This window comes from Mangrovibacter plantisponsor, from assembly GCF_003182475.1.
Classification (GTDB): domain Bacteria; phylum Pseudomonadota; class Gammaproteobacteria; order Enterobacterales; family Enterobacteriaceae; genus Mangrovibacter; species Mangrovibacter plantisponsor.
Window position 1 is genome coordinate 48,201 of the sequence record NZ_QGTS01000018.1, and the last position, 26,541, is coordinate 74,741.

The window sequence follows — 26,541 nt, forward strand, 5'->3', positions numbered from 1 at the left end:
AGAACTCTTACTGGAGAAAGCTATGTCCCGAATTGCACAACAAATTACGATGGGCGTTATCATTGGTAACCGGGGTTTTTTCCCCAGCTACCTGGTGGCAGAAGCTCGCGAACAGGCGGTGGCGCTGTTTGCGCGCCTCGGTATCAGCACCGTGATGCTGGACGACACGCAAACTGAATTAGGCGGCGTTGAAACCCGCCAGGATGCGAAAGTGTGCGCTGAATTACTTAAAGCGCACAAAGACACGATTCAGGGCATAGTCGTGTTGTTGCCTAACTTCGGCGATGAAAAAGCAATCGCTGAAGCTATTCGTTTATCGGGCCTGAATGTGCCGGTGCTTGTCCAGGCGCAGGAAGATAATCTGGATAAAATGGGGCTGGCAACCCGCCGTGACAGCTTCTGCGGGAAAATCTCACTCTGTAATAACCTGCGCCAGTACAACATTCCCTTTACGCTGACTACGCAGCATGTCTGCGCGCTGGATGGTGAGGTATTCGCCCGTGACCTGCGCCAGTTTGAACAAGTCTGCCGGGTAGTTTCGGCAATGCGTAATGTGCGCGTCGGCGCGATTGGTGCCCGCCCGGCTGGCTTTAACACCGTGCGTTATAGTGAAAAATTACTGGAACGTATGGGGATCGCGGTTGAAACCCTCGATTTGTCAGAAGTCTTCACCCGTATTGGGCAACTGCGTGATGACGATATTCGTGTTGATGAAAAACGCCGTATCCTGCTTGATAACGCCGATGCCAGTGCCATCCCGGCAGATAAAATGCTCACCATGGCAAAACTGTTTGTCGTGATCAGCGAATGGACCACAGCAAACGATATTGATACCACCGCCATTCAGTGCTGGACATCACTCCAGGAAAATCTCGGCATCAACGTGTGTTCTATTATGAGTGTGATGTCCGGGCAACTGATGCCCTCAGCCTGCGAAGTGGATGTGATGGGCGCGTTGTCTATGTATGCCCTTGCCAGTTGTAACCTCAACCCGGCTTCTATTGCAGACTGGAATAACAACTTCGGCGAAGACCGGGATAAATGTGTCCTGTTTCACTGCGGCAATTTCGCTGCAGCCAGCCTGGAATCACCCAAAATGGGCACCGCCGATATCATTGGCACCACTGTAGGGAAGGAGAATACCTGCGGTGCCGTTCATGGCCGCCTGAAAGCGGGCCCACTGACCTACTTCCGGTTGAGCACCGATGACCTGACTGGTGAAGTGAAAGCCTATGTGGGTGAAGCGCAATCAGTGAATGACCCACTTGATACCCCAGGGTGCCGCGCAGTTATTCAGGTTCCTCACCTTGAAACGTTGCTGGCCTGGATTTGCCGCCAGGGCTTTGAACACCATGTTGCGATGAACCACTCATCAAGCAGTGCAGTACTGGTGGAGGCGTTCACCCGCTATCTGGGCGTGAATACTTACCTGCATCAATAACCAGGCGTGCCGGTATTCATTTGATTTGGAGACGCATCATGTCGGTGAATAAGGGTGTCATCATTGCACTGGATGAAGGGACCACCAATACCAAAGCAATTGCGATTGATGCACAGGGGAGGATTGTTGCCAGCGCGTCGCGCGCGCTGAGCATCGAAACCCCCCATGAAGGCTGGGTACAACAATCAGGTGCATTATTGATTGAGGCATCGTTCGATGTTGTATCCCAGGTTTGCCAGGCGGTCGGTAGTGAGAATGTTGCAGCTCTGGCTATCAGCAACCAGCGAGAAACTGCACTTGGCTGGGAGCGGGCAACCGGCAAAGCCATTGGTCCGGCGATTACCTGGCAGTGTTCGCGCAGTGCCGGGTTTTGCCACAGCCTGCGGGATAACGGGCTGGAAGCGCGAATCAGGGAACTGACCGGGCTGCCTGTCGCCCCACTGTTCTCTGGTTCTAAAATGCGTTGGTTGCTCCAGTCAGTACCGGATGGCGAACAGCGTGCAGCCCGGGGAGAGATTTGTCTGGGCACAGTAGATAGCTGGCTGTTGTGGCATTTTACTGGCGGGCAGGCATTTTGTTGCGATGAGTCCAATGCTTCCCGTACCCAGCTTTTCAATGTGCATACCGCAGCGTGGGATGACGAGTTACTGAGTATTTTTTCGATTCCGCGTGGTGCTTTACCGGAAGTGAAGCCTTCCAGTGGGCTGTTTGGTTATACCCACTGTCCGGGTGTATTACCTGACGGCATTCCCATTCTGGCTATGGCGGGTGATTCCCATGCTGCACTGTTTGCTCATACTCTGGGCGAACCCGGGTGTGTGAAAGCCACCTACGGTACGGGTTCCTCCGTGATGGCGCCGGTTAACCAGCCCGGTGCAGATGTGGCCTGCCTGGCAACCACGGTTGCCTGGCATGATGGCAGCCAGCGGGTTTATGCCCTGGAAGGGAATATTCCCCATACCGGGGATGCGGTGACCTGGATGGCCGAAAGTACCGGGTTAAGTGAGTTACCGGCAGAGGAGGTGCGCGACGCATTAAACCACTTACCTTCAACGGTGGATTCAACGCTCGGTGTTTATTTTGTGCCAGCGCTGACGGGCCTGGGCGCACCCTGGTGGAATGACCGGGCGCGTGGGTTGATTCAGGGTTTATCCCGCGGGGTTAAACGAGCACACCTGATTCGGGCGGCCCTGGAATCTATCGCTTACCAGGTGGCAGATGTGATTGATGCCATGCAACAGTGCCCGGGCTTCCAACTGCATACGTTGATGGTGGATGGCGGGCCGACTAAAAATGACTGGTTAATGCAATACCAGGCGGATTTACTCGGGTGCCCGGTTATGCGCAGCAATATTGCGGAGTTATCGGCAGTGGGTGTGTCTTTGATGGCAAGGAAAGCCCTGCTTAACCTGGCAACTCAGGAACTGCGGGCATTTTTGCCGGAGCACATTGCGTTCCAGCCAGATATGGCGCGCCATGAGCGCCTGCAGGTGCGCTGGCAGGAATGGCACCAGGCCGTAGAGAGCACGCTGTGGGCATGCCGCCAGCCGCAGAATACCCCGGCTGCATCCTGCCTGCGGTAGTTGCTGTATGTTCCCACCAGGTTTGCGCTGTTGCAGCCTGGCGGGAACACCTTCCAGTTAACAGTCCTCAGGTTCAATAATGGCAAGTAATTGCCCGGCATCCACCCGCTGGCCCTGCTGGCGCTGCACTTTACGAACCTTACCCTGTACCGGAGAAACTACCGGGATCTCCATCTTCATGGATTCCAGCAGGCCAATCACCTGGCCCGGCTCAATGCTATCGCCTTCGCTAACCATCCACTGCCAGATACTGCCTGCCACCTGGCTCTCCACGCCATAACAGGTCTCCGGTATTGCATCATCGTCTGCCATCGCTGGAGCTTCTTCGGCAACATAGGTGAACTGTCCGTCAGCCCGCCAGCGAGCCAGTTCGTCATCGAAAGCGGCCTGGCGTACCGCCTGGAAGTCTTCAATGCTCTGGGCTTCACTTGCCAGCCATTGCTGGTATTCCGCCAGGCTGAATTCCCCTTCTTCGATACGCAGCGGTACTTCCCCCCAGGGGAAGCGTTCGCGCAACTGCATCAGTTCATCGTGGCTGACCGGGTAAAAACGGATTTGGTCAAAGAAGCGCAGCAGCCAGGGTTGGGTAAACTCGCGTGTTTGCCGGTCGCGGTTCCACATTTGAATAGTACGCCCGACAAACTGGTAGCCCCCCGGGCCTTCCATGCCATACACACACATATAAGCGCCGCCGATACCCACCGAGTTTTCCGCCGTCCAGGTGCGGGCAGGGTTATATTTAGTGGTCACCAGGCGGTGGCGTGGATCCAGTGGGGTGGCAACCGGAGCACCGAGATACACATCCCCCAGCCCCATTACCAGGTAACGGGCGTTGAACACAATGTCTTTCACCTCATCAATATGCTTCAGACCATTGATGCGCCGGATAAACTCAATATTGCTTGGGCACCATGGCGCGCCAGGGCGAACAGACTGGGTGTAGTGATCGATGGCTTTCTGGCAGGCTTCGTCATTCCAGCTTAAAGGTAACCACAGGGTGCGCGAAGGCACGCGCCCGTCGCGCAGGTCGCCCAGTTTTGCGTCTGCGGCTGTAATGGCGTTGAGCAGCCTGTCGCGGGGTAACAGGTGCGGGTCGAAGTGAATCTGCAATGAGCGAATACCCGGTGTTAACTCCAGTTGCCCGGCAAGTGGCGCATTTTCCAGTTCCTGCATCAGGGCATGGACACGAAAACGCAGGGTAATGTCCAGGCGTTGTTCACCATATTCCACCAGTAAAAAGCGGTCACCTGCTGCCCGCAGGGTTAATTCTGGCATACCGTCGCGTGCCGGGTCCTGCAGCAATATGGGGGAAGGCAGTGCGTCGGGGCTGGTTTCTTGCCCGGTGGGCATTGCGCCAATTCCGCTCAGTGCATCTGCCGTGCTCAATGTCACCGGTACAAACTGCACGCTGTCCCCGGCTTTAAGTTGCCCGAGCATCCATAAATCTGCATCGATAACCGTTGCCGGGCAGACAAACCCACCTAATGAAGGGCCGTCCGGGCCAAGGATAACCGGCATATCACCGGTGAAATCGACGGAGCCAAAAGCATAAGCATTGTCATGAATGTTTGACGGGTGCATACCCGCTTCACCGCCATCCGGCCTTGCCCAGTTTGGTTTCGGGCCAATCAGGCGAATACCGGTACGGCTGGAGTTATAGTGCACCTGCCAGCGTGCGGCAAAAAACGCGGCAATGTCGTCCGGGGTAAAGAATTCGGGCGCGCCATGCGGGCCATAAATCACCCTTAATTGCCAGTTGTTGCTGAGTTCTGGCATGGCAATATCTGTTGGTGTCGCGTTACTCCGCACTTCGGGAGCGGCCAGGTGCAGCACATCTCCGGTACGGAGCGCCCGCCCGGCGTGCCCGCCAAATTTGCCTAAGGTAAACGTGCTGCGGCTACCCAGGTAATACGGGCAATCCAGACCACCGGCAACCGCCAGGTAACTGCGGCAACCCGCGCCGTTAATTGCCCCCAGGCTCAGGGTTTGACCACGGCCGACGCGGGTTACTTCACCCATCAACACGGGGATGCCGTCCAGTGTGGCATCGAGAGTTGCCCCTGTCAGTACAACGGAGCAGGGCTGGTTAAATTTCAGCACCGGCCCGCGTAGGGTGATTTCCAGCCCGGCGGCATCCGGGGCATTCCCCAGTAAGGTATTTGCCAGGCGAAATGAACGTGAATCGTAAGGGCCGGATGGGGGAACGCCCACATGCCAGTAACCTGTCCGGCCCGGCATATCCTGAATCGTGGTCAGCGTTCCGCCACTTAGTACATCCAGCGTGTTGGGTTGCCAGTGGATTTGGCTCAGCGTGGAAGTCAGCATGCGCCCGTCACGCACGGCAGGCTGCTGAAGAATATGCTGCAACCACGCCAGATTGGTTTCAATGCCATATAACCGGGTATCCGCCAGGGCGGTGTTCAACGCGTTCAGCGCAGTGTCGCGGTCTGGCGCATGGGTAATGACTTTTGCCAGCATAGGGTCGTACAGCGGAGAAACCTCGGTGCCGGTCGCAATCCCGTGGTCGATGCGTAGCGTTGCGCCAGAAACCGAAGTGGGGAAGCTGACATCGCTTAATAACCCGGCAACGGGCTGGTAATCTTTTGCCGGGTTTTCGGCATACAGGCGCACCTGGATGGCATGACCATGGGGTTGGGTTTTCAGGCTGCTTAATGGCACGAGTGTTCCCTGTGCCAGTTCCACCATCCAGCGCACAATATCCACGCCAAACACCATTTCAGTCACGCCATGTTCTACCTGCAGGCGGGTGTTCACTTCCAGAAAATAGAAACGGTCTGCTTCAGCGTCATAGACATATTCTACAGTACCGGCACTGCGGTATTTCACGGCCTGGCACAGGCGGATGGCGGTCTGCTGGAGTGCCTGGCGTGTTGGTTCGCTCAGGTGCGGCGCCGGGGTTTCTTCAATAACTTTCTGGTTACGCCGTTGTGCGGAACAGTCACGCTCACCCAGCGCCAGTACATTGCCCTGGCCATCGCCAAATACCTGCACTTCAATATGGCGCGCCCGGGCAATAAATTTCTCCAGGAAAACGCCGTCATCGGCAAAGTTATTGCCTGCCAGGCGTTTTACCCGTTCAAAGGCGGCCTGCAGTTCACTGGCGTCATTGCAGCGCTGCATACCGATACCACCACCACCAGCCGTGCTTTTCAGCATAACCGGGTAGCCAATTTCCAGCGCTGACTGGAGTGCGGCGTCACAGTTCGTCAGCAATGCACTGCCGGGTAACAGCGGAACCTGCTGCTGTTGCGCCAGTTCACGCGCCCGGTGTTTCAGGCCAAAGGCGGCCATTTGCTCCGTAGTGGGGCCAAGGAACTGCACACCGGCGGCTCGGCAGGCGGCAACAAATTCGGCATTTTCACTTAAAAAACCATAACCCGGATGCACCGCCTGAGCGCCACTTTCACGGATAATGGCAAAGAGCTTTTCCTGGTTAAGGTAAGTTTCACGGACGTTGCCATCACCCAGCGACCAGGCTTCATCGGCCAGGCGTACATGGCCTGCATGCTTATCTGCTTCGGCATACACCGCGATGGCGGTAATACCCATCTGTTTCAGGGTACGGATAATTCGCACCGCGATTGCGCCACGGTTGGCAATAAGAATTCGGGTTAACATAAATCACTGGCCTCAGGCTATGCAGGTCGTCCTGCTTCAATCCTGGCGCGTCCTTGCGGGTCGTCCCGCAGCGCCCAACCTTACCAGACCGCGACTTCAACAGGAGTGGGGTGATAACCGTTGCAGGGGTTGTTAAGTTGTGGGCAGTTGGAAATCAGCACCAGTACATTCATGTGTGCTTCCAGTTCAACGTATTTTCCGGGTGCGGAAATGCCATCAGCAAACGTCAGGTCACCCTGTTCAGTAACGGGGACATTCATAAAAAAGTTGATGTTATGGGTGATGTCTCGCCGGGTCAGCCCGTATTCCGGGTGTTCGGCAACTGCCAGCATCCAGGAATCACGGCAGGCGTGCATATGGCGTTTTTCCAGGTCGTAACGCACGGTGTTACTTTCGGTAGCACAGGCACCACCCAGGGTGTCATGGCGGCCGCAGGTATCAGCAACAATGGTCAGCATCGGGCGGTCTTCATTGGAGCGCAACACACTGGCAGTTGTCAGAAACAGGTTCCCCTGGCCGCGCAGTGTGTCGGTTACGCTGTAGCGTTCGGCAGTGTCATCGGCGTTAAAAAACAGGGTGTCGGCGGCCTGGTTTCCTTCCAGGTCCGTAATCCGTAAAACTTGCCCGGATTCCATCCGGTACAGCCAGTAATCACCGGCCGGTACAGCCATGCGGTACAGTGCATCGCTGGTTACTCGTGGGCTGGTTTGCAACATGTTCAGACTCCTTCGCTCAGGTAATAGAGTTGGTTATTGCGCAGGCCGCGCTGGTTTTCTTCCCGTACCAGGCAGTGCTCTGCCAGTGGTTTGCGCTCACCATCAAGGGTGATACCCAGAGAAGCGCGCGGGTAATCGCCGCCTGCATGCAACGGGTGTGGGCAGGTATGCAGCAGTACCAGTGTGTCCATGGCAAAACGCAGGCGTACTTCGCTACCCGGCTTGCTGTGCAGCCCCTGGTGTAAAGTGCCGTCTGCGCCCGCCGTTACCTGGGTGAAAAAGTTGATATTGGCGGCCATATCGCGTTTCCCCAGGCCGTATTTCGCCAGCTCAACCAGGAAGCTGTCGTAGCCATTCTGGTGGCGTTCATTGTGTGCGGCCTGGTAATTCAGCGCACCGAAGCGCTCAGCAACCAGGGCGGCGTTGCTGTTGCCGCAGACTGTGTCGTGCCAGCCAAAACTGTCTTCTTCTATGGCGCAGAAGATTCGCCCCATATCGGAATAGAGGCAGTGGCCGCGGCCAAGGCGGAACGTATGCTGGCATTTCAGCGTATCTGGCGCGTTATACCGCTCCAGTAAGTTCTCCGGGTTGTAAAACAGCACGGCTGCGTTGGCCCCGCCGTCAATGTCGGTCAGGGTGAGCGCCGTACCACGGCGCATCACCAGTGACCAGTGACTGCCCGCAGGCAAAACCGTGTGGTAGTTCAGGGTTGTCATGGTTATCTCCATCCAGGTGTATCAGGCTGCACGGTTAACCAGCGGAGCTGGCCCGGCAGCAGGAGAGCCCGCCGGAGAACGATCCAGCGGGATGTCGTAAGTAATGCTTGCGCCAAAGGCATCAGGAGCGTGCGGGTCGTGGCGCACTTTATCGAACACCCACAGGCGTGAACCCAGTGAGAACCCCTCTTTAAGGTCGTGGGTTATCATAAAAATAGTGAGCTGATGCCGGGTCCATAGTTCGCTTATCAGCGTGTGCATTTCTGCCCGAATGCCCGGGTCCAGCGCTCCAAAAGGTTCATCAAGCAATAAAATACGCGGTTGTTTGATAAGCGCCTGTGCCAGAGCCAGGCGTTGCTGCATCCCACCAGAAAGCTGGTGAGGGTATTTGTCTTGTGCCGCCAGTAACCCAACCTGGTTGAGCATGTTGCGCGCCCGTTCACGAATGGCAGCACGGCGGCGGCCAAAGACTTTGCCAAGCCAGCGGGATTCACTGAATTCTTCCCCCAGCATGACATTGCCCAGAACGGTCAGGTGCGGGAATACCGAGTAGCGCTGAAAAACCACGCCACGGTTGGCATCCGGCTCTTTCGCCAGCGGTTTCCCTGCCAGCAGTAATTCGCCTTTGCTTGGGGATTCCGTGCCCAACAGCATTTTTAAAAAGGTGGTTTTACCGCAACCAGATGCCCCGACAATGGACACAAACTCACCTTCATCAACACTGACATTCAGCCGTTCCAGCACGACCTGCCCGTCGTAGTGTTTCTCAAGGTTTTTCAGTTCAATTAACGGCATAACAGTTCCTTAAGTGGCCGGGGGTTATTTTGCGTAGTACCAGGGGAAACAGCGGCGGTTGATAAAGCGCAGGGCGAAGTCGAGCGCAAACGCCAGCAGTGTTATCCAGGCGACATAAGGCAAAATCACATCCATTGCCATATAACGGCGCATCAGGAAGATGCGGTAACCCAAACCGTCTGTTGCGGAAATGGCTTCTGCGGCAATCAAAAATAACCAGGCTGAACTCAGTGACAGGCGCACAGAATCCATCAGCCGTGGCAGTAATTGCGGCAATACCACGCGCAACAAAATCTGCCCGGAATGCCCGCCGAGTGTTTGGGCTTTCACTAACTGTTCCTCAGGAATCGACATCACGTGCAGTTGCAGGTCACGCACAATAAACGGCGTGATGCCGATAATAATCAGCACGACTTTTGCCAGCTCCCCCAGGCCGAAACAAATAAACAGAATGGGCAGAATTGCCAGCGGTGGCACCAGCGCAATCACGGTGATTAACGGTGAAAGAAACGCACGAACCACCGGCAGCGCGCCACAGAACAACCCAAAGACCAGCGCGAGCAGGGCGCTGAGCGCCGTGCCCCTTAGCAGGCGAGCCAGGCTGGCGCTGGTGTCGGCCCATAACAGGTATTCCCCGGTGCGTGGGCTGGGGGTAAACGCCATGCGCATAATGGCGTCACCCATGGCATTAAAACCGGGGAGTAACTTGTCGGCGCTGTTGGCGGCCAGGCGCGCATCAGAGGCGACCAGGTAGACAACCAGCACCACCAGTAGTGGCAGGGTGCCCAGCAGCAGGCGATTCATCGGCTGGGGTTGGTAGTTAATGATCTTTTGCATTGGGCACCTCCGGGTTACAGTTGGTTACTGGCAGCCATGCGAATAAATTCATCGTCAAAGCGCAGTTTGATGTTGCCCGGGTTACCCCAGTTGCCAGCCGGTGTCGCGACACCCACCACATCTGCAGAAGGCGCTGCATCGCCTAACAGGCCGTGGGCGAAAGAGAACTCGGCCACTTTTTGCATGGTGGTTTTCAACTGCGGGCTGGTGGTGAAATCCAGTGCTTTTTTCGGTGTGTCGAACAACCAGGTATCTGCCAGTTGGGCATCAAACCCGGCCAGATCAGTACCGGAAGCCGTCGCCATTTGGGTACGAGCCGCTTTCGCCGTGGCACTGTCGCCTTCCATGGTTTTCAGCGTTTCAAACCAGGCTCCCACCAGCGCTTTACCCAGCTCAGGGTGTTTTTTCAGGGTGGCAGAATTCACCACCAACAAGTCGAGAATTTCGCCCGGGATCTGGGCTGAGGTGAACAAAGATTTGGCACCCGGTTGTTTGGCGGCTTCTGCCAGTAACGGGTTCCAGGTGACAATAGACTTAACTTCTGGCGTGGTGAATGCAGAGACGATATCGGCATCAGAAGTGTTCACGACTTTGATGTCTTTTTCACTCATGCCGGATTGTTGCAGGGCACGGGCCAGCAAGTAATGGGAAACCGACAACTGCACCAGGTTAATGTCCTGGCCTTTCAGGTCTTTAATGGATTTAGCCGTTTTCGACAGAATGCCATCGTTACCGTTGGAGTAATCCCCGACAATCAGTGCCGTGCTGTCCACACCGCCTGCGGCCGGAATAGTCAGGGCATCCATATTGGTCATGGTGCAGCCATCAAACCCGCCAGCGGTGTACTGGTTAACAGATTCAATGTAGTCGTTGACCTGCACGAATTTGATATTGATATGGTATTTATCTGCCCATTTTTTCAGGATGCCGCTTTGTTGAGCGTAATCCCACGGCATCCAGCCCGCGTAAATGGACCAGCACAGTTTGAAGGTTGGTGTGGCGGCGAGTGCGCCTGTGGTGAACAGGGCGAGCGTGACCAGGAGCAGGGCGCGTTTACAGGCTGTGAGCATGAAATTTCCTCTGACGTTGGAGTAAATAAAAGCAGGAGGGCGGCGCGTAATGGTCGCTTATCCTCCCGGGCTTTTATCCCGCCGTGTAACCGCCAGAGGGCGGTCGATCACTCTCGGACCTGCGTCAAAAGACCGGAACCCTAGTGATCCATTTCCAGATTGTCTGGCGACACCGGTTACCCGCTTGTCACCCCTGCCTGTTTAGCAAGGCAAGAATGGTGCCAGTCTGGCTGATATTTTTAAAAACCTTTAAAAACAGCCGGATAACACTCGCCTTTGAGCATTATTTCCCCTGTATTCTGTGAGTGATTTTGGTGCAATGCCCGCAACGGGTGCACTGAGCTGGCGCAATTCTGCGTTATTTCGGGGCATGGCTTGCCGGAGGAAAATGGCTGTGATGTGCCTGAGTAAGTGTTGCCACCGTCTCTTCTAAAAACAGATTCAGGGCGGCTGAGCGGTTCTGGCTTGCCGGGGTTTGTAACTGCAGGGTGCGCTGGCTTAATGTGGGGCTGTCGATGGGTTTTAACACCATTCCATCTTGTTTCGCACGCCACAACACACTGAAATGGCTGCATACCGTTACTGCACCGGGTAACTGGCGTGTCGCACCATAAAGTGTCGCGAAATTATTGCAGCTCAGTGCCGGTTCCAGAAATGTTCCGGCCAGGCGGCAGGAAAGGTCAAACAGTTGGCGAATGGTCGTGCCGGGTTCTGGCAATGCTACGGGGTAATCCTGTAAGTCACTGATGGCAATTTTGTCCTGCTGCGCCAGGGGGTGACCCGGGTGTAACAGCAACAATACCGGTGCCGGCCAGGTCGTCACAATATCCACATCGCGTTCTGGCGCCAGGCTGAACTGGCATGCTGCGTCACAGGTGCCTTTACGCACCCATTCGGCAACGGCCTGTGCTGTGCCCACCTGTAAATCAAAACTCACACTGGGGTAGTGGCGGCGAAAACGGGCTATCAACCCGGGAAATAAATCAAATGCCATGCCATCGGTACAGGCGAGGCGGACCAGCGCCTTGCGCACGGCTTTCAGGCCCTGAATTTCTGCCACCGCGTTATCCATATCGCGCAGGCTTTTGCGTACATGGTTCGCCAGTATTTGCCCGGCATCCGTCAGGACCATTCCCCGCGCATGGCGCTGAAACAGTGTGACGCCCATACGGCTTTCCAGCTTGTGGATCTGGCGGCTGATTGCCGAGCTCGCCACATACAGTTGCTGGCTGGCCTGGCTCAATGAACCTGTGGTGGCAACAGCCAAAAAATAGCGTAACTCATTATTTAACATCGTGGTTCCTGCCCGTGCGCCAAAAGTGTGCATATTAGCGTTATAAAAAAGGCAACGCATAATTGCAATTATTATTATTGTGGCAACGCTCTGGTCTGGTTTAGAACGAAAAGACAACAACAACGGCCCGCGCAAAATGCAGCGGGCTGATACCGGACAGGGTACACAACATGAAAACACAACAGGTGGTTAACCAGGCACTGGACTGGTTCGACAGCGGGCATTTCAAAGCACTGCTGGCAGAGCGTGTGGCAATCGCCAGTGAGAGCCAGCGAACAGACCGCGATGAGCAACTGCGCCGTTATTATGATGACGCTTTTATTCCTGCTTTCACGCAGATGGGCTTCACTACAGAAATCATCCCTAACCCGGTTAACCCGGCCCGGCCATTTTTACTGGCGGTACGCGAGGAAGACCCGTCACTCCCCAGCGTAATGTGTTATGGCCATGGTGATGTGGTTTTTGGTGATGATGCCCGGTGGAGTGAAGGGTTGTCGCCCTGGCAGTTAGTCGAAAAAGACGGTAAATGGTACGGGCGCGGGAGTGCAGATAACAAAGGCCAGCACAGCGTTAACCTGGCTGCACTGGAACAGGTGTGGCGTGCCCGTGAAGGGCGCCTTGGTTTTAACTGCGTGTGGTTGTGTGAAATGGGGGAAGAGATTAGCTCCCCGGGGCTGGCGCAAGTGTGCAGTCAGTTGAAAGACCGCATTAACGCCGACTTGTTTATCGCGTCCGATGGCCCTCGCCTTAACGCAGAACGGCCGACACTTTTTTTAGGGTCCCGCGGGTGTATCAACTTTCGTCTGAGTATTAACGCCCGTGCGAAAGACTACCATTCTGGCAACTGGGGTGGGCTGCTCAGCAACCCGGGCACCCAACTGGCTAATGCTATTTCCTGCCTGGTGAACGGCCAGGGGGCGATTCAGGTTGCAGGCCTGAAACCACCGGCGTTAACCGAATCACTGAAAGCCATTCTTGCGGATGTTACCCCAGCCGGAAACCCGGGCGACCCGCAGACCGACGCTAACTGGGGCGAACCCGGTTTAAGCGCGGCAGAAAAACTGTTCGGCTGGAATACTCTTGAAGTGCTGGCTTTTCTGACCGGGAACCCGGCACAACCCATGAACGCGATTCCCGGCCAGGCCACTGCAGTTTGCCAGTTACGCTTTGTGGTGGGAACGGACTGGGAAAATCTGGCCTCCCATGTGCGTGCTCACCTGGACGCCTGCGGTTTTTCCATGGTGGAAATCAGTGAGGTGCGGGGAACCCCGGCAACCCGCTTCGACCCCTGTGACCCTCTGGTGAACTGGGCGCTGAGTGCGATGGAACACACCACGGGGAAAAAACCGGCGTTATTGCCCAACCTGGGCGGATCCCTGCCAAACGACGTGTTCGCCGGGATCCTCGGTTTGCCCACCTTGTGGGTTCCTCACTCTTACCCGGCTTGTGGGCAGCATGCGCCAGACGAACATTTGCCGGTTTCTGTCGCCCGTGAAGGCCTGGCGATTATGACGCATCTGTTTTGGGAACTGGGCGAAAACGGCAATGCTCTGCTCGATGCTCACCGCCAGTACCAGGCCGGAGGTGCGCGATGACCAGTATTGCCCGTGAGAACGGCACTATTAGCGTTCGCCCCAGCCTGTACAAAACCTTATTTGCCACCTGTATTGGTAATGCGCTGGAGTGGTTTGACATTGCGGTATACGGCTTTTTTGCCAGTTACATTGCTCATGCTTTTTTCCCGGTAACCGACCCGTCAGTGTCATTGTTACTGACATTCGGCAGCTTTGGTGTGGCGTTCTTAATCCGCCCATTAGGGGCCATTGTGCTGGGTGCATATGCAGATAAACATGGCCGCAAAGCCTCGCTTTTGTTGTCCATCAACCTGATGATGCTGGGCGGGGCGATAATCACTTTTATGCCCGGCTACCAGACCATTGGCCTGGCAGCACCTCTGCTGATTTTGGTCGCCCGGCTGATTCAGGGCTTTTCAGCCGGTGGTGAATTCGGCAGTTCGACGGCATTTCTGGTTGAGCACTTCCCGGAGCGCAAAGCGTTTATTGCCAGCTGGCAGTTTGCCACCCAGGGCGCAAGCACGTTACTGGCCTCGGCATTTGGTTTGGGTCTGGCTCAGTGCCTGTCCACGGACCAGCTTATGGCGTGGGGCTGGCGTATTCCTTTCGCATTTGGGTTAATCATTGGCCCGATTGGGTTATACATTCGCCGCCATGTGCATGAACCGCAACGTTATGCCCAGGCAGAAAAAAGCGCACACCCGGTGCGGGCGCTCTTTGGCAGGCAAAAACGCCTTATCGCAGTGGCTATTGGGCTGATGGTGGTCTCGACCGCCATTAACTACATGCTCAACTATGTGCCAACATGGGCAACCCGCACTTTGGGGCTGCCGGCGTCAACTGCGTATACCGCCACACTGGTCGCCGGGATTATCCTCACCGTAGTTACGCCGATTGCCGGGCTGGCAGCCGAGCGTTTTGGGCGTGTACGCCTGTTATGGAGTGCATTGGGGCTTCTGGGCTTCACCATTCTTCCGGCATTCTGGTTAATGAGCCGGGATGTCACAGCCTGGTCGTTGATATTATTAGTGGGATGGATGGCACTGCTGAAATCGGTCTACTTCTCGACGATTCCCTCAATGATGGCGGATATTTTCCCCATCAGCACGCGGGCCAGCGGCATGGCGGTAAGCTATAACATTGCCGTCACGGTCTTTGGTGGGTTTGCGCCGTTCATTTGTACGCTGCTGATTCGCACTACTGGCTCTCACTTTGCCCCCGGTTTTTACCTGATGGCAACGGTGTTCCTGAGTGTGCTGGCTCTGTGGCAGGCGCAGAAAAAACAACGCTGATAATAACAGGCAAGGCACCTGGTGTTTCCCGGTGCCTTGCCTGGCATTAAAGCGGTTGGCCTAATGTAAATGCGGTTTAAAGAAACCACTCAGGTTTTACGCCAAAGCGGGCGGATAACGCTTTAATGTGCGTAATGGTCAGAGAGCGCTGGCCGGATAAAATCTGGCTTACCAGCGATTTTGAACCGATCTCTTCTTTCAGGTCTGAATAGGTGAGTTTGTGCTGGTCAATAAGTGTTCGCAGCAGCGCTACGCCGACCGGCATCTCAGCCTGGGCTTTATTGAACCTGGCGAAACGGTCGCTGTTATCCTCATAGTCAGCTATTTTGCTCGCCAGGAAGTCAATAAGCGGGTTCTCATCATCGTTCTCTATCAAATAATCTACCAATGACAGTGCTTCCCGGTAATCGCTCTCTGAAGCGTTATTTCCCAGAAAAGGGACTGCGTCTACGAGTTGCCTGGTCGCTTCAATGGCTTTTGCGGCGTTGGTTATCATTCTTTGTTCTCCCTGTAATAGCGGGTCAACTTGTCGTATTCAGCGTGGGTTGTAATATGCTTGACGTAAAAGCGTTTATTCACAAAGTTAATGTAAGCGACAACCCGCAGGTTGTTGCCTCCCACGTCCAAAACCCACCATTTGTTCCGGTACTTAAAAGTGTCCAGGCCTGGAATCAGTGTTCTCATCTCAGCCGGAGAAGAGAAATCTATTTCACGCACTAAGCGGTACAGTGCCAGTATGGCTAACGAATCATTGGGGTACCGCTTTGCCGCCTCCTCGAAAGGCTCCTTTGAAATGACGTGCATCTTGCATTGGTTCCATCCGTTTACATTATGTAAACACTATAACGCCAAGCTGGATGGTTTACAATATGTGAACGAACAGCCAGTATTGCCGGAATCTCTATTCACAGGCGCTGGATGCTCTGACCGGCTACGTGCGCGCTGCGGCCAGAGCAGTACAACCCGGGTGATAACCCTGCTCAGGTGCGTGCCGGTGCTGCCCGCAACAGGCGAACCACACTTGCGGCATGCAACGCGAATTGCAGCAACATCATGAATCCCAGTACCAGCAGGCCAGCTTTCAGCGCACTTAACTGGTGAATATCATCACTGGCGAGGTGCTGAATATACATCGCTCCCGCCAGTGCTGTACCCAGAGCAATAGCGGTTTGCTGCATGGTGGTCATCAGGGCACTTCCGGCACCGGCAAACTGGGCTGGCAAGTCGGTTAACCCAATACGCACCGAACAGTTAACGGAAAAGGCGTTGCCAATCCCCGTAATTCCCATTGGCGCAATCAGGTCCCAGGGGGTTAGCGCCCCTTGCTGCGCTGTAATCAGATCAAATAACAACCAGTAACCGGACAGGTTAATCAGGCTGGCACACATGACCAGACCAGAGTAAGACAGCCGCCCAAACCATTTAGCCACCCGGTCGGCATACAACGAGGTAATGAAGTACGTAACACCCAGCGCAATAAACGCATTACCAGATTCAACAGATGACCACTGAAACCCCGACTGCAGTGTCAGGGCAACCACAAACATAAAACCACCATAAGACGCCACCTGGAGCACTAAACTGCTCACGCCAGCCAGATAAGTGCGGCGCTGCAATAGCGCTGGTGGAAGCAGCGGTGTTTTGCCGAGACCTGCCAGTTTTTTTTCTACCCGAACCAGCCCCGGTAACAGTGCGATGACTGCCGCAGCACATAGCCAAACCGGCCAGCCCCATTGCCATTCCGGGCCCCAGGAGATGGCGGTTAAAATCAGCGTGATCACCAGCGCCAGGAGTGCGGTGCCGTACCAGTCAAATATGGTTTGCCCGTCTTGTCGGGTTTCTGGAATAAATTTGCGGGCGAAATAGAGAATCACCAGGCAGACAGGCAGATTAATATAGAACACGGCGCGCCATGACAGGCCAAATAAATCTGCCGACACCAGCCAGCCACCCAGCGCCTGGCCAATAACAAATGACAACCCGCCAACTGAGCCATAAATGCCAATTGCCTGCGAGTGGCGGGTACCGGAAAGTGAAACGTGAATAGTGGCGAGAATTTGTGGCATCAACAGTGCCGCAGCCACACCCTGAGCAATGCGGGCCACAATTAGCTGGTGAATGGTGGTTGCCAGCCCACAAAAAAACGATGCAATGGCAAACAGCGCAATGCCCAGCATAAAGAGCCGCCGCCGCCCGTAGCGGTCGCCCAGCCGCCCACTTAACGCAAGGCTTACAGCAAATGCCAGCCCATATAATGAAACAATTAAGCCTAACTGAGTTTTACTGGCATGCAGCGAAATACTCACTGATTCCAGCGCAACGTTAACAATTGAAAAATCCATTTGTGGCATCAATTGCCCCGCAACCAACAACAGCAGACCAGCCATGGTCAATGTGTGGCGCCCCGGGGACGTTTGGTTCATGAAGTGCTCCGAAAAGTAACAGGTCATGCTATATTAGCGCTTAATAAAAGGTGTACCAGAAACCACTAAGACGTGTACTGGCAGTATCTGTTACAGGAAAACCTGCAATGACAAACCCGGAACGGCTGGGCGAATTTCTCCGCCTGAAACGTAACACTATTGCCCCGGAAAGCGTGGGGTTAGGTAAAGCTTTGCGGTCCCGTACTCCCGGTTTGCGCCGGGAAGATGTGGCGGAGCTGGCCCAGATTAGCACTGTCTGGTATGCCAAGCTGGAACGAGGAAAAGCAGAGCGCGTTTCCCGCCAGGTATTGCTGGGTATTGCGCGCGCGATGCGGTGTGACGACAGCGAAACCCGCTATTTGCTGCAACTGGCCGGTTACCAGGATGGTGTGGGGCGTATTGAAACCTGCAACAAATTGTCTGTAGCCAGTAAAAATTTGCTTGAAGCGCTCAACCCGGTTCCGGCACTGTTTTGTAATGACTTTTACGACATCCTGCAGGTTAACCAGGCTTTTGAATATATGGTGGGGTTCGATGTGAACGCGCTGCCTGTGCACCAGCGCAATACGTTCTGGCTGCTGGAGCACAACCCACAGTGGCAACACTGGCTGAATGTCAGCTCACCTGAGGAACTGACCAATTGTATGCTCAACGCTTCCGCGCGGGTGCGCGCAGCACTCGCCAGCAGAGTGAGTGAGGAAGAGTGGCAGCTTCGCCTGGATCAACTCATGGCCGCAGGGCCAATATTCCGTGAAGTGTGGGCCAACCACCGGGTTAAGGCAAAAGAACAAATTGTGCGCCACTACCGCCATTGCCGGGCAGGCCAGGTGCGGCTGGTGAAACAATCCTGGGCGAATGCCAGCGGAAATATTTCTGGTGATTTACAGGTCTTTCTGCCCGAAAACGATATGGATAAAGCCCGCCTGCAGGCTGCCATGACGCACCCACAGGTAGTTGTCTGAGCCTCTTTTGCTCCGGCGTTAATCCGCCGGAGCACTTCCATTTCTGTCTCTAACTTGTCTGACTTTCCCCCTCTCGCAGTTAAATAGCACAAATTGCCAGGCGATATATATTGATTTATATAGCGAATCTGCGAGCATATTTGTCATACAAAAATAAGCTGTTCCCTTCACTTCCAGCAACAACTTTTCCCCAATGCTCTGCGTGAAGCAGTGCTTTCCATGCAAAATGATTTCCAGGATAAAGTGATGAAACAGCAGGTAGCAGTCTTTCTTTTGTGTCTCACCTGGCTTGCCGGGGCAGCCCACGCCAGCAGGCAGGTGGTGGATGACGCCGGTAATACCGTGACAGTACCGGATACCGTTACTCATATTGCGGATGGGTGGTTTGCCCACCACTCCATGTTGATGACACTGGGCGTTGGGAATGAAATCGTGGCAACGGTAAATCACCCCGACAGCCACCCGTGGATGTTTAAAATTGACCCGGCACTTAACCAGGCATTGCAGGTTCATGGCATTACCTTTAACAGTGAAAGCCTGGTGACACGCCATACAGATGTGCTGTTTGTGGCAAAAGGCAACCCGGATGTTGCCGGGTACCGCCAGGCGGGGATCCCTACCCTGGAAATGGCCTTCACCGATTACCCGTCGATGGCGCGTTCAATAACCACCACGGCTAATGTTATTGGTACGGCCACAGCACGAGCCCGGGCGCAGGCCTGGGTTAATTACCTGCACCAAACGGTTGCCAGCATTTCTGCCAAAACTGCCACACTGACTGATGCACAACGCCCGCGGGTTCTGCATATACAGTCCCTTAACCCACTCAAGGTGGATGGCAGCGGTACGTTGATTGATACCTGGATTCACCTCGCAGGAGGGAGAAATGCGGCGGCGGAAGTGAAGGGCAATATGAAAGAAGTCTCGCCGGAAATGGTGTTGTACTGGCAACCGGATGTCATCATTCTTGGCCAGGGGTGCGGTGATTTTGCCCATTCACGCTATGCCAGCCTGTTTGCCGGGTTAAATGCAGTGAAACAAGGGCGCGTGTGGCAAAACCCGGCGGGGGTTTTCCCCTGGGACCGTTACGGCACGGAAAGCGCACTGCAAATCCAGTGGGCTGCTCACAAGCTGCATCCTGAGTTATTTACTGCCACTAATATGGCTCAGATAACGCAGGATTTTTACCAGCGCTTCTTTGACTACACACTGACAACCGCGCAGGCACAACGCATTCTGCATGCACAACCGCCAGAGAAATAACACGCCAGCCCGCACAGATTGTTACATCTTTTCAGGCTTGAAAGTGGTTACATTGCCACCAGTAAATGGAAAGGTGGCAGTGGCTGTCCGGGCTTCTGCCGCCTCTCTTTTCTCAGCTAAAGTGGGTGGCTTATGTATGTTTTGCTGGTGGTGGCAATCGTTGTATTTGGTGTGTTTGTCTGGCTAAAACAGCCCCAGTATGTTGCACCCGAGCGTGATGCCGGAAGCGAAAGCGTGCTGTACCGTGACGGCCAGTTCAGTAACCCTGTTGCGGCCGCGCCGGTTAATTCGGGTGGCTCCAGAGGTGTGCTGGCTATCTGGTACCGTTTTTTGTTTTACAAACCAAAAGACGCCATACCGCAGCAGGCATTGCCTTCGGTTAAAGTAGACCTGCATGCGCTGCCTGGTACCGATAACGTGATTATCTGGATGGGGCATTCCAGCTATTTTTGCCAGGTGGACGGGCGGCGGTTTTTGGTTGACCCGGTGTTCAGTGATGAGGCATCTCCTGTGCCGGGAACCAACCGGGCCTTTAAAGGCAGCAATGTTTACCACGCCATTGATATCCCGGAGATTGATTACCTGCTTATCACTCATGATCACTGGGATCACCTGGATTACCCTACTGTTTCCCAACTACGCGACAAAATTCGCCATGTAGTAACACCGACTGGCGTGGGATCTTATTTTAGAAAATGGGGTTTTCCTGAAAGCGTTATTACACAAGGGGAGTGGTTTAGCACCGTTGAACAGGGCGATTTAACACTGCATATTCTGCCCAGCCAACATTTTTCCGGGCGTTTATTTAAACGTAACCCAACCCTGTGGGGGTCATTTGCCATTATTACGCCGCATCATCGCCTCTATTTTGGGGGCGATAGTGGTTATGGCCCGCATTTTCAGGAAATCAGCCAACGGGTGGGCGCGTTTGATATCAGCGTGCTGGAGTGCGGGCAATACGACGACGACTGGCCGCGTATTCATATGACACCGGAACAAACGGCACGGGCAGCATCTGATTTGCACAGTACAGCGTTGCTGCCATCTCACAATAGTAAGTTTAAGCTGGCGCACCATGCCTGGTATGAACCACTGGAGCGTATTTCTGCCGCCAGTGAGCACCACAACTGGCAGCTAAAAACACCACGCATTGGTGAGCGCATTAACATTGATGACCCACAACAAGTGTTTACGGACTGGTGGCGTAACCAGAAAAACCCTGTTGGCCGGTGCTACGTGAGGGAAACAAGGCAGTCTCTGCCTTGTTTTTTTGCCTCATATAACGCACGGTCTGCGCGCTCCAGGATATCGCTAAAGGTTTCTGCCGGGCGAAACTGCGTAATGCCAAAACTGGCAGTAACGTTACCCGATGTACCAAAATCGCAGGCGTGGATCTTCGCCTGTAATTGCCGGGCCAGGTTACAGGCTTCGGCAAGGCGGGTGTGTGGCAGCAAAATAACAAACTCTTCGCCGCCCATGCGGCCCACGTTATCCTGCGGGCGTGTAACGTCGCGTAGCAGGCGGGAAAACTGAATCAACACCTCGTCGCCTGCGGCATGGCCGAAGGTATCGTTAACCTGTTTGAAGTGGTCAATATCCAGCATAATCAGAGATAACGGTGCCGGGCTGTCAAGGGCCTGTGCTTTTTCCTGTTCGAATAACACTGTCATTTTTGCCCGGTTCCACAATCCTGTCAGGCTGTCGCGCGAGGCACTCCAGGCCAGGTCCATTTGCTGGAGGTACAGCGTTTTTTGTGCTTTCTCCATCACCATCCCGCCTAACAGCCCAAATAAGAAAGCGGATGTTATCCATAACAGGTGCAGGTCGATAAAAACAGCGTTAACACCGCGGTTTACTGTCATCAATAATGCCATCAACACATTGACTGATGCTGCACTGATTGCGTATTTAAGCGTCAGGCCGGAAACCGTAAAGGTCCAAAAAATACACAGGTATATTTCAGGCGCAAAAAACGCAAAATCAGGTTTTCCCAGATTCAGCCACAAATTGGTAGCCATGGCACAGACTGGCGCAATAGTCAGCAGCAGGCGCATCCAGGTATATAACCTGGGGTAATAGCTCATTGCGCTGATTACCAGCAACGTGCCAGGTACAATAAAACCATGTACCAGCAGGCGTATTTCGCTGAAGTTTAGCGCCATGTTGTATTCAATTGATGCATAAAGGAAATACAGCATGGCAGTAAGAAATGCCATATAGCGAATTTGTGGCACTTTGCTGCGTAAATGCCACTGCTGGAACCCTTGCTGCCAGGGTTCACGCAGAGCAACGCTCTCAGGCGATACACTTAACAAGGTTGCAGGTATCCTCAGATTGATGAAAAAGAAGGAAAAAGCGTGGTTTTTCCTTCTTTTTAGTTAGCAGCCGAAAATCAATAAATTGATTTTCCAGGTTTTTTATTAGGCGACATTCTCTTGTTCTGTGTGACCATGAGGTTTGTCATCAGACCCAGGTATCCTGTTGGTATTCTGCTGTGTGTTTTTTATTCAGGCTAACAGTACAGAGTAAAAATACAATGAAAATATATCCGGGAATACCCTTTATTCACACAGGCGGTTATTGGCTGGCTGTGATGTTTGTCTGGGAAGTATTGCGGGAAAGTATCGAGGGAAAGTATTGCGGGCAGGAATCAGGCCTGCCCGCAATAAACTTAATATCAAATGGACGGAATCAGCCCACCATCAACACGCATCACGGTGCCGGTAATATAACTGGCCTGCTGGCTTGCCAGGAAAGCAGCCGCCGCGCCATATTCAGTGGGTTTACCATAACGGCGTGCCGGAATACTCAGGCGGCTTTTCTCGGCAATTGCTTCCGGGGTGCTGTTTTCCCGGCCCGCTTTCGCTGCATCCAGTTGCGCGACCCGGTCAGTGGCGATACGCCCGGGAACCAGTACATTTACGGTAACACCATCTGCCGCCACTTCACTGGCCAGTGTTTTGGACCAGCCCAGTAAGCTCATGCGCAGTGCATTGGAAAGTGCCAGGCCCGGAATTGGCGTGATAACACCAGAAGACGTACTGGTAATAATCCGCCCCCAGCCCCGTGCGCGCATGGCGGGAAGCAGTTTATCTGTCAGTTGAATCAGTGAGCCAACCATTAATGAAAACTGCTTGTGCCAGGTTTCCTCTGCCACGCCCTGCGCCTGTGCAGGCGGCGGGCCACCCGAGTTGTTGACCAGGATGTCAATATCACCCCAGTGCTGGCGAATAGCATTGAGCGTGGTGTCGAATTGTTCTGGCGCGGCCAGGTCGAGTTGCCAGGCGCGTGCTTTGCCGCCTGCTTCCTCAATTAATGCCACAGTTTGCGCCAGTTTTTCCAGGTTACGCCCGGTAACAGCCACTTTTACCCCTTCTTGTGCCAGCGCCTGCGCCATTGCGCGCCCCAAACCACTTCCGGCGCCTGTTACCAGTGCGACACGGTTTTCTATCTGCAAATGCATTCACTTCTCCTGATTGTATTGCTGTTGCTGATTTGTATTTTCAGGTTCAATAAATGCAAAAATGATGCCGTTCAGGCTTTGGGTACTTTGCTGGCAACTTGATCGTAAGCATATTGCAGGTGGCTGGTCATCAGGCTGGCGGCTTCTTCCCGGTTGTTCAGCCGAATGGCATCAAGGATAGCGACATGCTCTTCACACCACTCTTTAACCCGCCGTTTATTGTGATAACTGCCAAACTCCATCAGGCGGCGCAGGCGGTTTTGTTGCTGGATAGCCTGTAATACAAACAGGTTGCCGCTGGCTTCCGCCAGCATTTCATGGAAAGAGGCATCGGTTTCAAAAATATCTTTAGGGGGAACCTGGGTGATATCCGGGTGAGCAATCAGCCATAAATGGCGGGCGCGCATCCGTTTTAAGGCATGGCGGTCGAGGTGAAAATGCGGAGAAAGCAGGGCGCCTGGCTCAATCATCAGGCGAAAGCCGTAGCCATTTCTCAGGGCAACATCAGTATTCAGTGTTTGCAGAAAACGCCAGCCATGGCCTGGGTTGCGGGCAATCAGGCCATCTTCCGCGAGCCCCAGTAAAGTGCGGGTCAGAACGCCCCGGTCTGCTTCGTAGCGTTGGGCAATCTCGGTTTGGGTAAAAGAGGCGGGCAGCAACCCGGCTATGCGGTCATGGACTAATTGTTCGTAAAGATTCTGGTCGGTGGTTTTGGGTTGTTCAATGGTTAACGCCTGCAACTCTTCTACGTTCTTAAGCAAGTAAAACCCTTGATTTGGCCGGGCTTCCACCGCGCCAAGTTGAGTCAGCTCTTTTAGCCCGGCGCGCACTGGCGTGCGTGATACACCCAGTGCATCGGCTAAATGTTGCTCGCGCAAATGATGACCTGGATCGAATCTTGCTTCAGTTATCAGGTCAAGTATTTGTCGGGCTATCCGGCGACTGCTTGCTGTAGAAGGAGATTGCATGCTGGTGGCTTCCTGAAATGCATTATTGTGGTCGTAATATACAATATCACAGGAAGCCAGACGGAACGAAATAAAGCAATTAGCGCACTTTTTGAGGGCAGGCGCACCAAAATGATCACTTTGTTTTGCGCTTTTAATTGTATTTATTGACACAACAAATCCAATCGTTGAAAGATTCAGGAGACGCGTATGTCCAGACACAATCCACGAATTCGCCTTGCCGCAGTTCTGGTTGCACTCAGTGCTTCACTGCCTTTGTGCAGCCAGGCGGCCAGTGAATTTGTTACACCAGGCAAACTGACTTACGGCACAGCCGCCACATTTATGCCATTTGAATTTATGAAAGATGGCAAGCTCACCGGGTTTGATATCGACATGATTAACGCCCTGAGCAAAGAGATAAAACTCACCCCGGTGGCGATGCCAATGGAGTTTAAAGGGCTTATCCCCGCACTCCAGGGCAAGCGCCTCGACATCATTAACTCCGCGATGTACGTCAACCCCACGCGTGCCGCCCAGGTGGATTTTGTTCCCTACCTGAAAATCGGCAGCCAGGTCATTGTGCGTAAAGGCAACCCGGCAGGTATTACCGGGCGCGACCTCTCACTGTGCGGCAAAAATATCGCCGTGACGTTGGGCGGCATTGAAGAGAGCCAGGCGCGTGAAGACAACAAACACTGCCTCGCGGCCAGTAAACCAGCCATTAACGTGATGACTTTCCCGGCGGCAACAGATTCAGCGGTTGCTGTAGCTCAGGGGCGCGCAGATGCGGAGTTTCTCTCCACACCAGGTTCCGTGGCGCTGATGACAGAAAAACCAGGCATGTTCGAAACGACAGGCGATGAGTTTGAAGCCAATACCCATATCGCCATCGCAGTACGCAAAGGTGATACCGAAACCAAAGCGCTGCTGGAAAAAGGCCTGCAAGCCATGGTGAAAGATGGCACTTACCAGCAACTGATTGAGAAATGGCACTTCCCGGCGTCAGTTTCTATTTTCTGATCCCGCTTTTTTGTCCCAACGGAGGATGCTATGTCGATTGATTTAATGTGGCAGTACGTGATTTCCCCCGCGTTTTTGCAAGGGGCGTGGATGACGCTGCTTATCACTCTCTGCTCATTGCTGTGTGGGGTGGTGTTAGGGCTGGTGCTGGCTTTATTACAGGAAGCACCGTTTCGGGCTGGCAGATTGCTGGCGTTCTTCTATCTGTGGCTGTTTCGTGGAACGCCAGTGCTGTTTCAGATCATCTTCGTCTATAACGTGCTGCCCGGCTTCGGCCTGCGTTTCTCCGCATTCACCTGTGCCGTTCTTGCTTTATCCCTGAACGAAGGGGCATACATGGCGGAGATCCTCCGCTCTGGCTTGCAGGCAGTGAAAAGCGGCCAGCGCACCGCCGGAATGGCTCTGGGGATGACCAATGCACAGATCATGCGCAAGATAGTGTTGCCTCAGGCTGCCCGTATAGTTCTGCCCCCCATGGGTAACCAGATGATCAGCATGCTGAAATCCAGTGCACTGGTTTCTGTTATAGCTGTTCAGGAACTGCTGCTGGTCGCCAACCAGGCGGCCAGCGCCAGCTTCCGTTATTTCGAAGCGCTGTGTGCCGCGGGTATTTATTACCTGCTGTTAACCACGCTGTTCATGATTTTCCAGTCCTGGCTTGAACGCACGCTGGACCCTAAACAGCGCCGTCGCCGCAGCCAAAAGAAGCCGGCCCAGGCACATTCCCCCACTGATGCTGTTAAGGAGCTGCCATGAGCAATGAAGATAAACCGATGCTGGAAATGATTGGTATCGATAAAGCCTTTGGCCGCCAGACAGTGCTGAGAAACTGTTCACTGAGCGTGAAGCGTGGTGAAACCGTGGTACTGATTGGGCCCTCTGGCTCTGGTAAATCCACGTTGCTGCGCTGTGTGAACCTGCTTTCCCCGGCAGACAGTGGCGATATTTTCTTTGCCCGGCAAAACATCAGCCGTGGCGAGATCCCGGCCACCAAAGTACGCCAGCACATTGGCATGGTGTTCCAGAACTACGAATTGTTTTCGCACCTTACGGCGGCGGAAAACGTGATGCTGGCACCTATGACTGTGCTCGGTATTAACCGTATTGAAGCCCGTAAACAGGCCGATGCCTTGCTGGCGAAAGTTCACCTGTTTGACCGGGCTGATCACTTCCCTGACGAACTTTCTGGCGGCCAGCAGCAGCGTGTCGCGATTGCCCGCGCCCTGGCGATGAAACCGGAACTGATGCTGTATGACGAGCCGACATCGGCACTGGATCCGGAGATGATCCGCGAAGTGCTGGATGTAATGGCGGAGCTCAGCGCAGAAGGCATGACCAGCATGGTGGTGACCCATGAAATGGGGTTTGCCCGGCGGGCTGCCAACCAAATTTTGTTTATGGAGCAGGGCGAGATCATTGAGCGCGCCAGCGCAAATGACTTTTTTGAAGGCCAGGTCAGCGCCAGAGCGCGCCGTTTCCTCGACCAAATTTTACATTAATTGG

22 protein-coding genes, 1 pseudogene and 1 riboswitch are annotated in these 26,541 nt (G+C 54.2%); of the genes and pseudogenes, 10 read left to right on the forward strand and 13 right to left on the reverse strand.

Going from position 1 to position 26,541, the window contains the following annotated elements; all coding sequences use genetic code 11:
- The first annotated feature begins 22 nt into the window (after window positions 1-22).
- Window positions 23-1,441, forward strand: a complete 1,419-nt coding sequence (locus DES37_RS22045) for an L-fucose/L-arabinose isomerase family protein (protein WP_036110525.1) — start codon at window positions 23-25, stop codon at window positions 1,439-1,441.
- Window positions 1,442-1,476: 35 nt separating this feature from the next.
- Entirely contained in the window at window positions 1,477-3,024 is a 1,548-nt protein-coding gene (locus tag DES37_RS22050) for an FGGY family carbohydrate kinase (RefSeq protein WP_425451734.1), read from the forward strand.
- Between the two features lie 57 nt (window positions 3,025-3,081).
- On the opposite strand, the gene uca is transcribed toward DES37_RS22050, so the two are convergent.
- The 7 genes from uca to DES37_RS22085 all read right to left on the reverse strand — a co-directional run bounded on the left by uca (window position 3,082) and on the right by DES37_RS22085 (window position 12,091).
- On the reverse strand, window positions 3,082-6,663 hold the full coding sequence (gene uca, locus DES37_RS22055; protein WP_110027909.1) for an urea carboxylase: 3,582 nt from the start codon (window positions 6,661-6,663) through the stop codon (window positions 3,082-3,084).
- A gap of 80 nt (window positions 6,664-6,743) precedes the next feature.
- Window positions 6,744-7,379, reverse strand: a complete 636-nt coding sequence (locus DES37_RS22060) for an urea amidolyase associated protein UAAP2 (RefSeq protein WP_110027910.1) — start codon at window positions 7,377-7,379, stop codon at window positions 6,744-6,746.
- A 2-nt stretch (window positions 7,380-7,381) separates the two neighbouring features.
- A complete protein-coding gene (locus DES37_RS22065; RefSeq protein ID WP_245930159.1) occupies window positions 7,382-8,095 on the reverse strand; it encodes an urea amidolyase associated protein UAAP1 in 714 nt (237 codons plus the stop codon).
- A 21-nt stretch (window positions 8,096-8,116) separates the two neighbouring features.
- The gene (locus DES37_RS22070; RefSeq protein ID WP_036110514.1) at window positions 8,117-8,890 is read right to left on the reverse strand and encodes an ATP-binding cassette domain-containing protein; all 774 of its coding nucleotides are present in this window, start codon (window positions 8,888-8,890) and stop codon (window positions 8,117-8,119) included.
- A gap of 24 nt (window positions 8,891-8,914) precedes the next feature.
- A complete protein-coding gene (locus DES37_RS22075) occupies window positions 8,915-9,727 on the reverse strand; it encodes an ABC transporter permease (protein WP_110027912.1) in 813 nt (270 codons plus the stop codon).
- Window positions 9,728-9,741: 14 nt separating this feature from the next.
- The gene (locus DES37_RS22080) at window positions 9,742-10,797 is read right to left on the reverse strand and encodes a putative urea ABC transporter substrate-binding protein (RefSeq protein WP_036110490.1); all 1,056 of its coding nucleotides are present in this window, start codon (window positions 10,795-10,797) and stop codon (window positions 9,742-9,744) included.
- A gap of 60 nt (window positions 10,798-10,857) precedes the next feature.
- A riboswitch (guanidine-I (ykkC/yxkD leader) is annotated at window positions 10,858-10,952 on the reverse strand.
- Between the two features lie 203 nt (window positions 10,953-11,155).
- The gene (locus DES37_RS22085; RefSeq protein ID WP_110027913.1) at window positions 11,156-12,091 is read right to left on the reverse strand and encodes a LysR family transcriptional regulator; all 936 of its coding nucleotides are present in this window, start codon (window positions 12,089-12,091) and stop codon (window positions 11,156-11,158) included.
- Window positions 12,092-12,261: 170 nt separating this feature from the next.
- On the opposite strand from DES37_RS22085, the gene DES37_RS22090 reads away from it, so the two are divergent.
- Both DES37_RS22090 and DES37_RS22095 read left to right on the forward strand, forming a co-directional pair.
- On the forward strand, window positions 12,262-13,686 hold the full coding sequence (locus DES37_RS22090; protein ID WP_110027914.1) for a M20 family metallopeptidase: 1,425 nt from the start codon (window positions 12,262-12,264) through the stop codon (window positions 13,684-13,686).
- Window positions 13,683-14,957, forward strand: coding sequence for an MFS transporter (locus tag DES37_RS22095; protein ID WP_110027915.1), 1,275 nt, complete (start codon window positions 13,683-13,685; stop codon window positions 14,955-14,957). Before DES37_RS22090 ends, DES37_RS22095 begins: the two co-directional genes overlap by 4 nt.
- Window positions 14,958-15,033: 76 nt before the next feature.
- On the opposite strand, the gene DES37_RS22100 is transcribed toward DES37_RS22095, so the two are convergent.
- From DES37_RS22100 to DES37_RS22110, 3 genes are all read right to left on the reverse strand, one after another.
- Complete coding sequence (locus DES37_RS22100; protein WP_036110482.1) at window positions 15,034-15,453, reverse strand: helix-turn-helix domain-containing protein; 420 nt, start codon at window positions 15,451-15,453, stop codon at window positions 15,034-15,036.
- Entirely contained in the window at window positions 15,450-15,761 is a 312-nt protein-coding gene (locus DES37_RS22105) for a type II toxin-antitoxin system HigB family toxin (protein WP_110027916.1), read from the reverse strand. Before DES37_RS22105 ends, DES37_RS22100 begins: the two co-directional genes overlap by 4 nt.
- Before the next feature lie 176 nt (window positions 15,762-15,937).
- On the reverse strand, window positions 15,938-17,380 hold the full coding sequence (locus DES37_RS22110; RefSeq protein ID WP_170123810.1) for an MFS transporter: 1,443 nt from the start codon (window positions 17,378-17,380) through the stop codon (window positions 15,938-15,940).
- Window positions 17,381-17,487: 107 nt separating this feature from the next.
- Between DES37_RS22110 and DES37_RS22115 the strand changes: the two genes are divergently transcribed.
- From DES37_RS22115 to DES37_RS25965, 3 genes and pseudogenes are all read left to right on the forward strand, one after another.
- Window positions 17,488-18,342, forward strand: coding sequence for a helix-turn-helix transcriptional regulator (locus tag DES37_RS22115; RefSeq protein WP_110027918.1), 855 nt, complete (start codon window positions 17,488-17,490; stop codon window positions 18,340-18,342).
- 246 nt (window positions 18,343-18,588) lie between these two features.
- Window positions 18,589-19,605: an ABC transporter substrate-binding protein gene (locus DES37_RS22125; protein WP_110027935.1), complete on the forward strand. Its 1,017-nt coding sequence runs from the start codon at window positions 18,589-18,591 to the stop codon at window positions 19,603-19,605.
- Between the two features lie 429 nt (window positions 19,606-20,034).
- Window positions 20,035-20,643: pseudogene (locus DES37_RS25965) on the forward strand (MBL fold metallo-hydrolase); the annotation flags it as partial.
- Window positions 20,644-20,837: 194 nt separating this feature from the next.
- Here the strand turns inward: DES37_RS25965 and DES37_RS22135 are convergent.
- From DES37_RS22135 to DES37_RS22145, 3 genes are all read right to left on the reverse strand, one after another.
- Entirely contained in the window at window positions 20,838-21,920 is a 1,083-nt protein-coding gene (locus DES37_RS22135) for a GGDEF domain-containing protein (RefSeq protein WP_110027920.1), read from the reverse strand.
- Window positions 21,921-22,282: 362 nt separating this feature from the next.
- Window positions 22,283-23,068 (reverse strand): SDR family oxidoreductase, encoded by a 786-nt coding sequence (locus tag DES37_RS22140; RefSeq protein ID WP_036110445.1) that lies wholly within the window; start codon window positions 23,066-23,068, stop codon window positions 22,283-22,285.
- A gap of 71 nt (window positions 23,069-23,139) precedes the next feature.
- The gene (locus tag DES37_RS22145) at window positions 23,140-24,036 is read right to left on the reverse strand and encodes a GntR family transcriptional regulator (protein ID WP_036110441.1); all 897 of its coding nucleotides are present in this window, start codon (window positions 24,034-24,036) and stop codon (window positions 23,140-23,142) included.
- A gap of 189 nt (window positions 24,037-24,225) precedes the next feature.
- Here DES37_RS22145 and DES37_RS22150 point away from each other — a divergent pair, with 189 nt between their 5' ends.
- From DES37_RS22150 to DES37_RS22160, 3 genes are read left to right on the forward strand one after another with little or no spacing between them, the layout of a single operon-like run.
- Window positions 24,226-25,038, forward strand: a complete 813-nt coding sequence (locus DES37_RS22150) for an ABC transporter substrate-binding protein (RefSeq protein WP_110027921.1) — start codon at window positions 24,226-24,228, stop codon at window positions 25,036-25,038.
- A 30-nt stretch (window positions 25,039-25,068) separates the two neighbouring features.
- Window positions 25,069-25,794, forward strand: a complete 726-nt coding sequence (locus DES37_RS22155; protein WP_036110434.1) for an amino acid ABC transporter permease — start codon at window positions 25,069-25,071, stop codon at window positions 25,792-25,794.
- Window positions 25,791-26,537: an amino acid ABC transporter ATP-binding protein gene (locus DES37_RS22160; protein ID WP_110027922.1), complete on the forward strand. Its 747-nt coding sequence runs from the start codon at window positions 25,791-25,793 to the stop codon at window positions 26,535-26,537. Before DES37_RS22155 ends, DES37_RS22160 begins: the two co-directional genes overlap by 4 nt.
- The last annotated feature ends 4 nt before the right edge of the window (window positions 26,538-26,541 follow it).

Excerpts from the sequence above, each read along its gene's own strand:
- DES37_RS22045 (WP_036110525.1), top strand. The coding sequence starts at position 23 with ATGTCCCGAATTGCACAACAAATTACGATGGGCGTTATCATTGGTAAC.
- uca (WP_110027909.1), bottom strand. The coding sequence starts at position 6,663 with ATGTTAACCCGAATTCTTATTGCCAACCGTGGCGCAATCGCGGTGCGA.
- DES37_RS22060 (WP_110027910.1), bottom strand. The coding sequence starts at position 7,379 with ATGTTGCAAACCAGCCCACGAGTAACCAGCGATGCACTGTACCGCATG.
- DES37_RS22065 (WP_245930159.1), bottom strand. The coding sequence starts at position 8,095 with ATGACAACCCTGAACTACCACACGGTTTTGCCTGCGGGCAGTCACTGG.
- DES37_RS22070 (WP_036110514.1), bottom strand. The coding sequence starts at position 8,890 with ATGCCGTTAATTGAACTGAAAAACCTTGAGAAACACTACGACGGGCAG.
- DES37_RS22075 (WP_110027912.1), bottom strand. The coding sequence starts at position 9,727 with ATGCAAAAGATCATTAACTACCAACCCCAGCCGATGAATCGCCTGCTG.
- DES37_RS22080 (WP_036110490.1), bottom strand. The coding sequence starts at position 10,797 with ATGCTCACAGCCTGTAAACGCGCCCTGCTCCTGGTCACGCTCGCCCTG.
- DES37_RS22085 (WP_110027913.1), bottom strand. The coding sequence starts at position 12,091 with ATGTTAAATAATGAGTTACGCTATTTTTTGGCTGTTGCCACCACAGGT.
- DES37_RS22090 (WP_110027914.1), top strand. The coding sequence starts at position 12,262 with ATGAAAACACAACAGGTGGTTAACCAGGCACTGGACTGGTTCGACAGC.
- DES37_RS22095 (WP_110027915.1), top strand. The coding sequence starts at position 13,683 with ATGACCAGTATTGCCCGTGAGAACGGCACTATTAGCGTTCGCCCCAGC.
- DES37_RS22100 (WP_036110482.1), bottom strand. The coding sequence starts at position 15,453 with ATGATAACCAACGCCGCAAAAGCCATTGAAGCGACCAGGCAACTCGTA.
- DES37_RS22105 (WP_110027916.1), bottom strand. The coding sequence starts at position 15,761 with ATGCACGTCATTTCAAAGGAGCCTTTCGAGGAGGCGGCAAAGCGGTAC.
- DES37_RS22110 (WP_170123810.1), bottom strand. The coding sequence starts at position 17,380 with ATGAACCAAACGTCCCCGGGGCGCCACACATTGACCATGGCTGGTCTG.
- DES37_RS22115 (WP_110027918.1), top strand. The coding sequence starts at position 17,488 with ATGACAAACCCGGAACGGCTGGGCGAATTTCTCCGCCTGAAACGTAAC.
- DES37_RS22125 (WP_110027935.1), top strand. The coding sequence starts at position 18,589 with ATGAAACAGCAGGTAGCAGTCTTTCTTTTGTGTCTCACCTGGCTTGCC.
- DES37_RS22140 (WP_036110445.1), bottom strand. The coding sequence starts at position 23,068 with ATGCATTTGCAGATAGAAAACCGTGTCGCACTGGTAACAGGCGCCGGA.
- DES37_RS22145 (WP_036110441.1), bottom strand. The coding sequence starts at position 24,036 with ATGCAATCTCCTTCTACAGCAAGCAGTCGCCGGATAGCCCGACAAATA.
- DES37_RS22150 (WP_110027921.1), top strand. The coding sequence starts at position 24,226 with ATGTCCAGACACAATCCACGAATTCGCCTTGCCGCAGTTCTGGTTGCA.
- DES37_RS22155 (WP_036110434.1), top strand. The coding sequence starts at position 25,069 with ATGTCGATTGATTTAATGTGGCAGTACGTGATTTCCCCCGCGTTTTTG.
- DES37_RS22160 (WP_110027922.1), top strand. The coding sequence starts at position 25,791 with ATGAGCAATGAAGATAAACCGATGCTGGAAATGATTGGTATCGATAAA.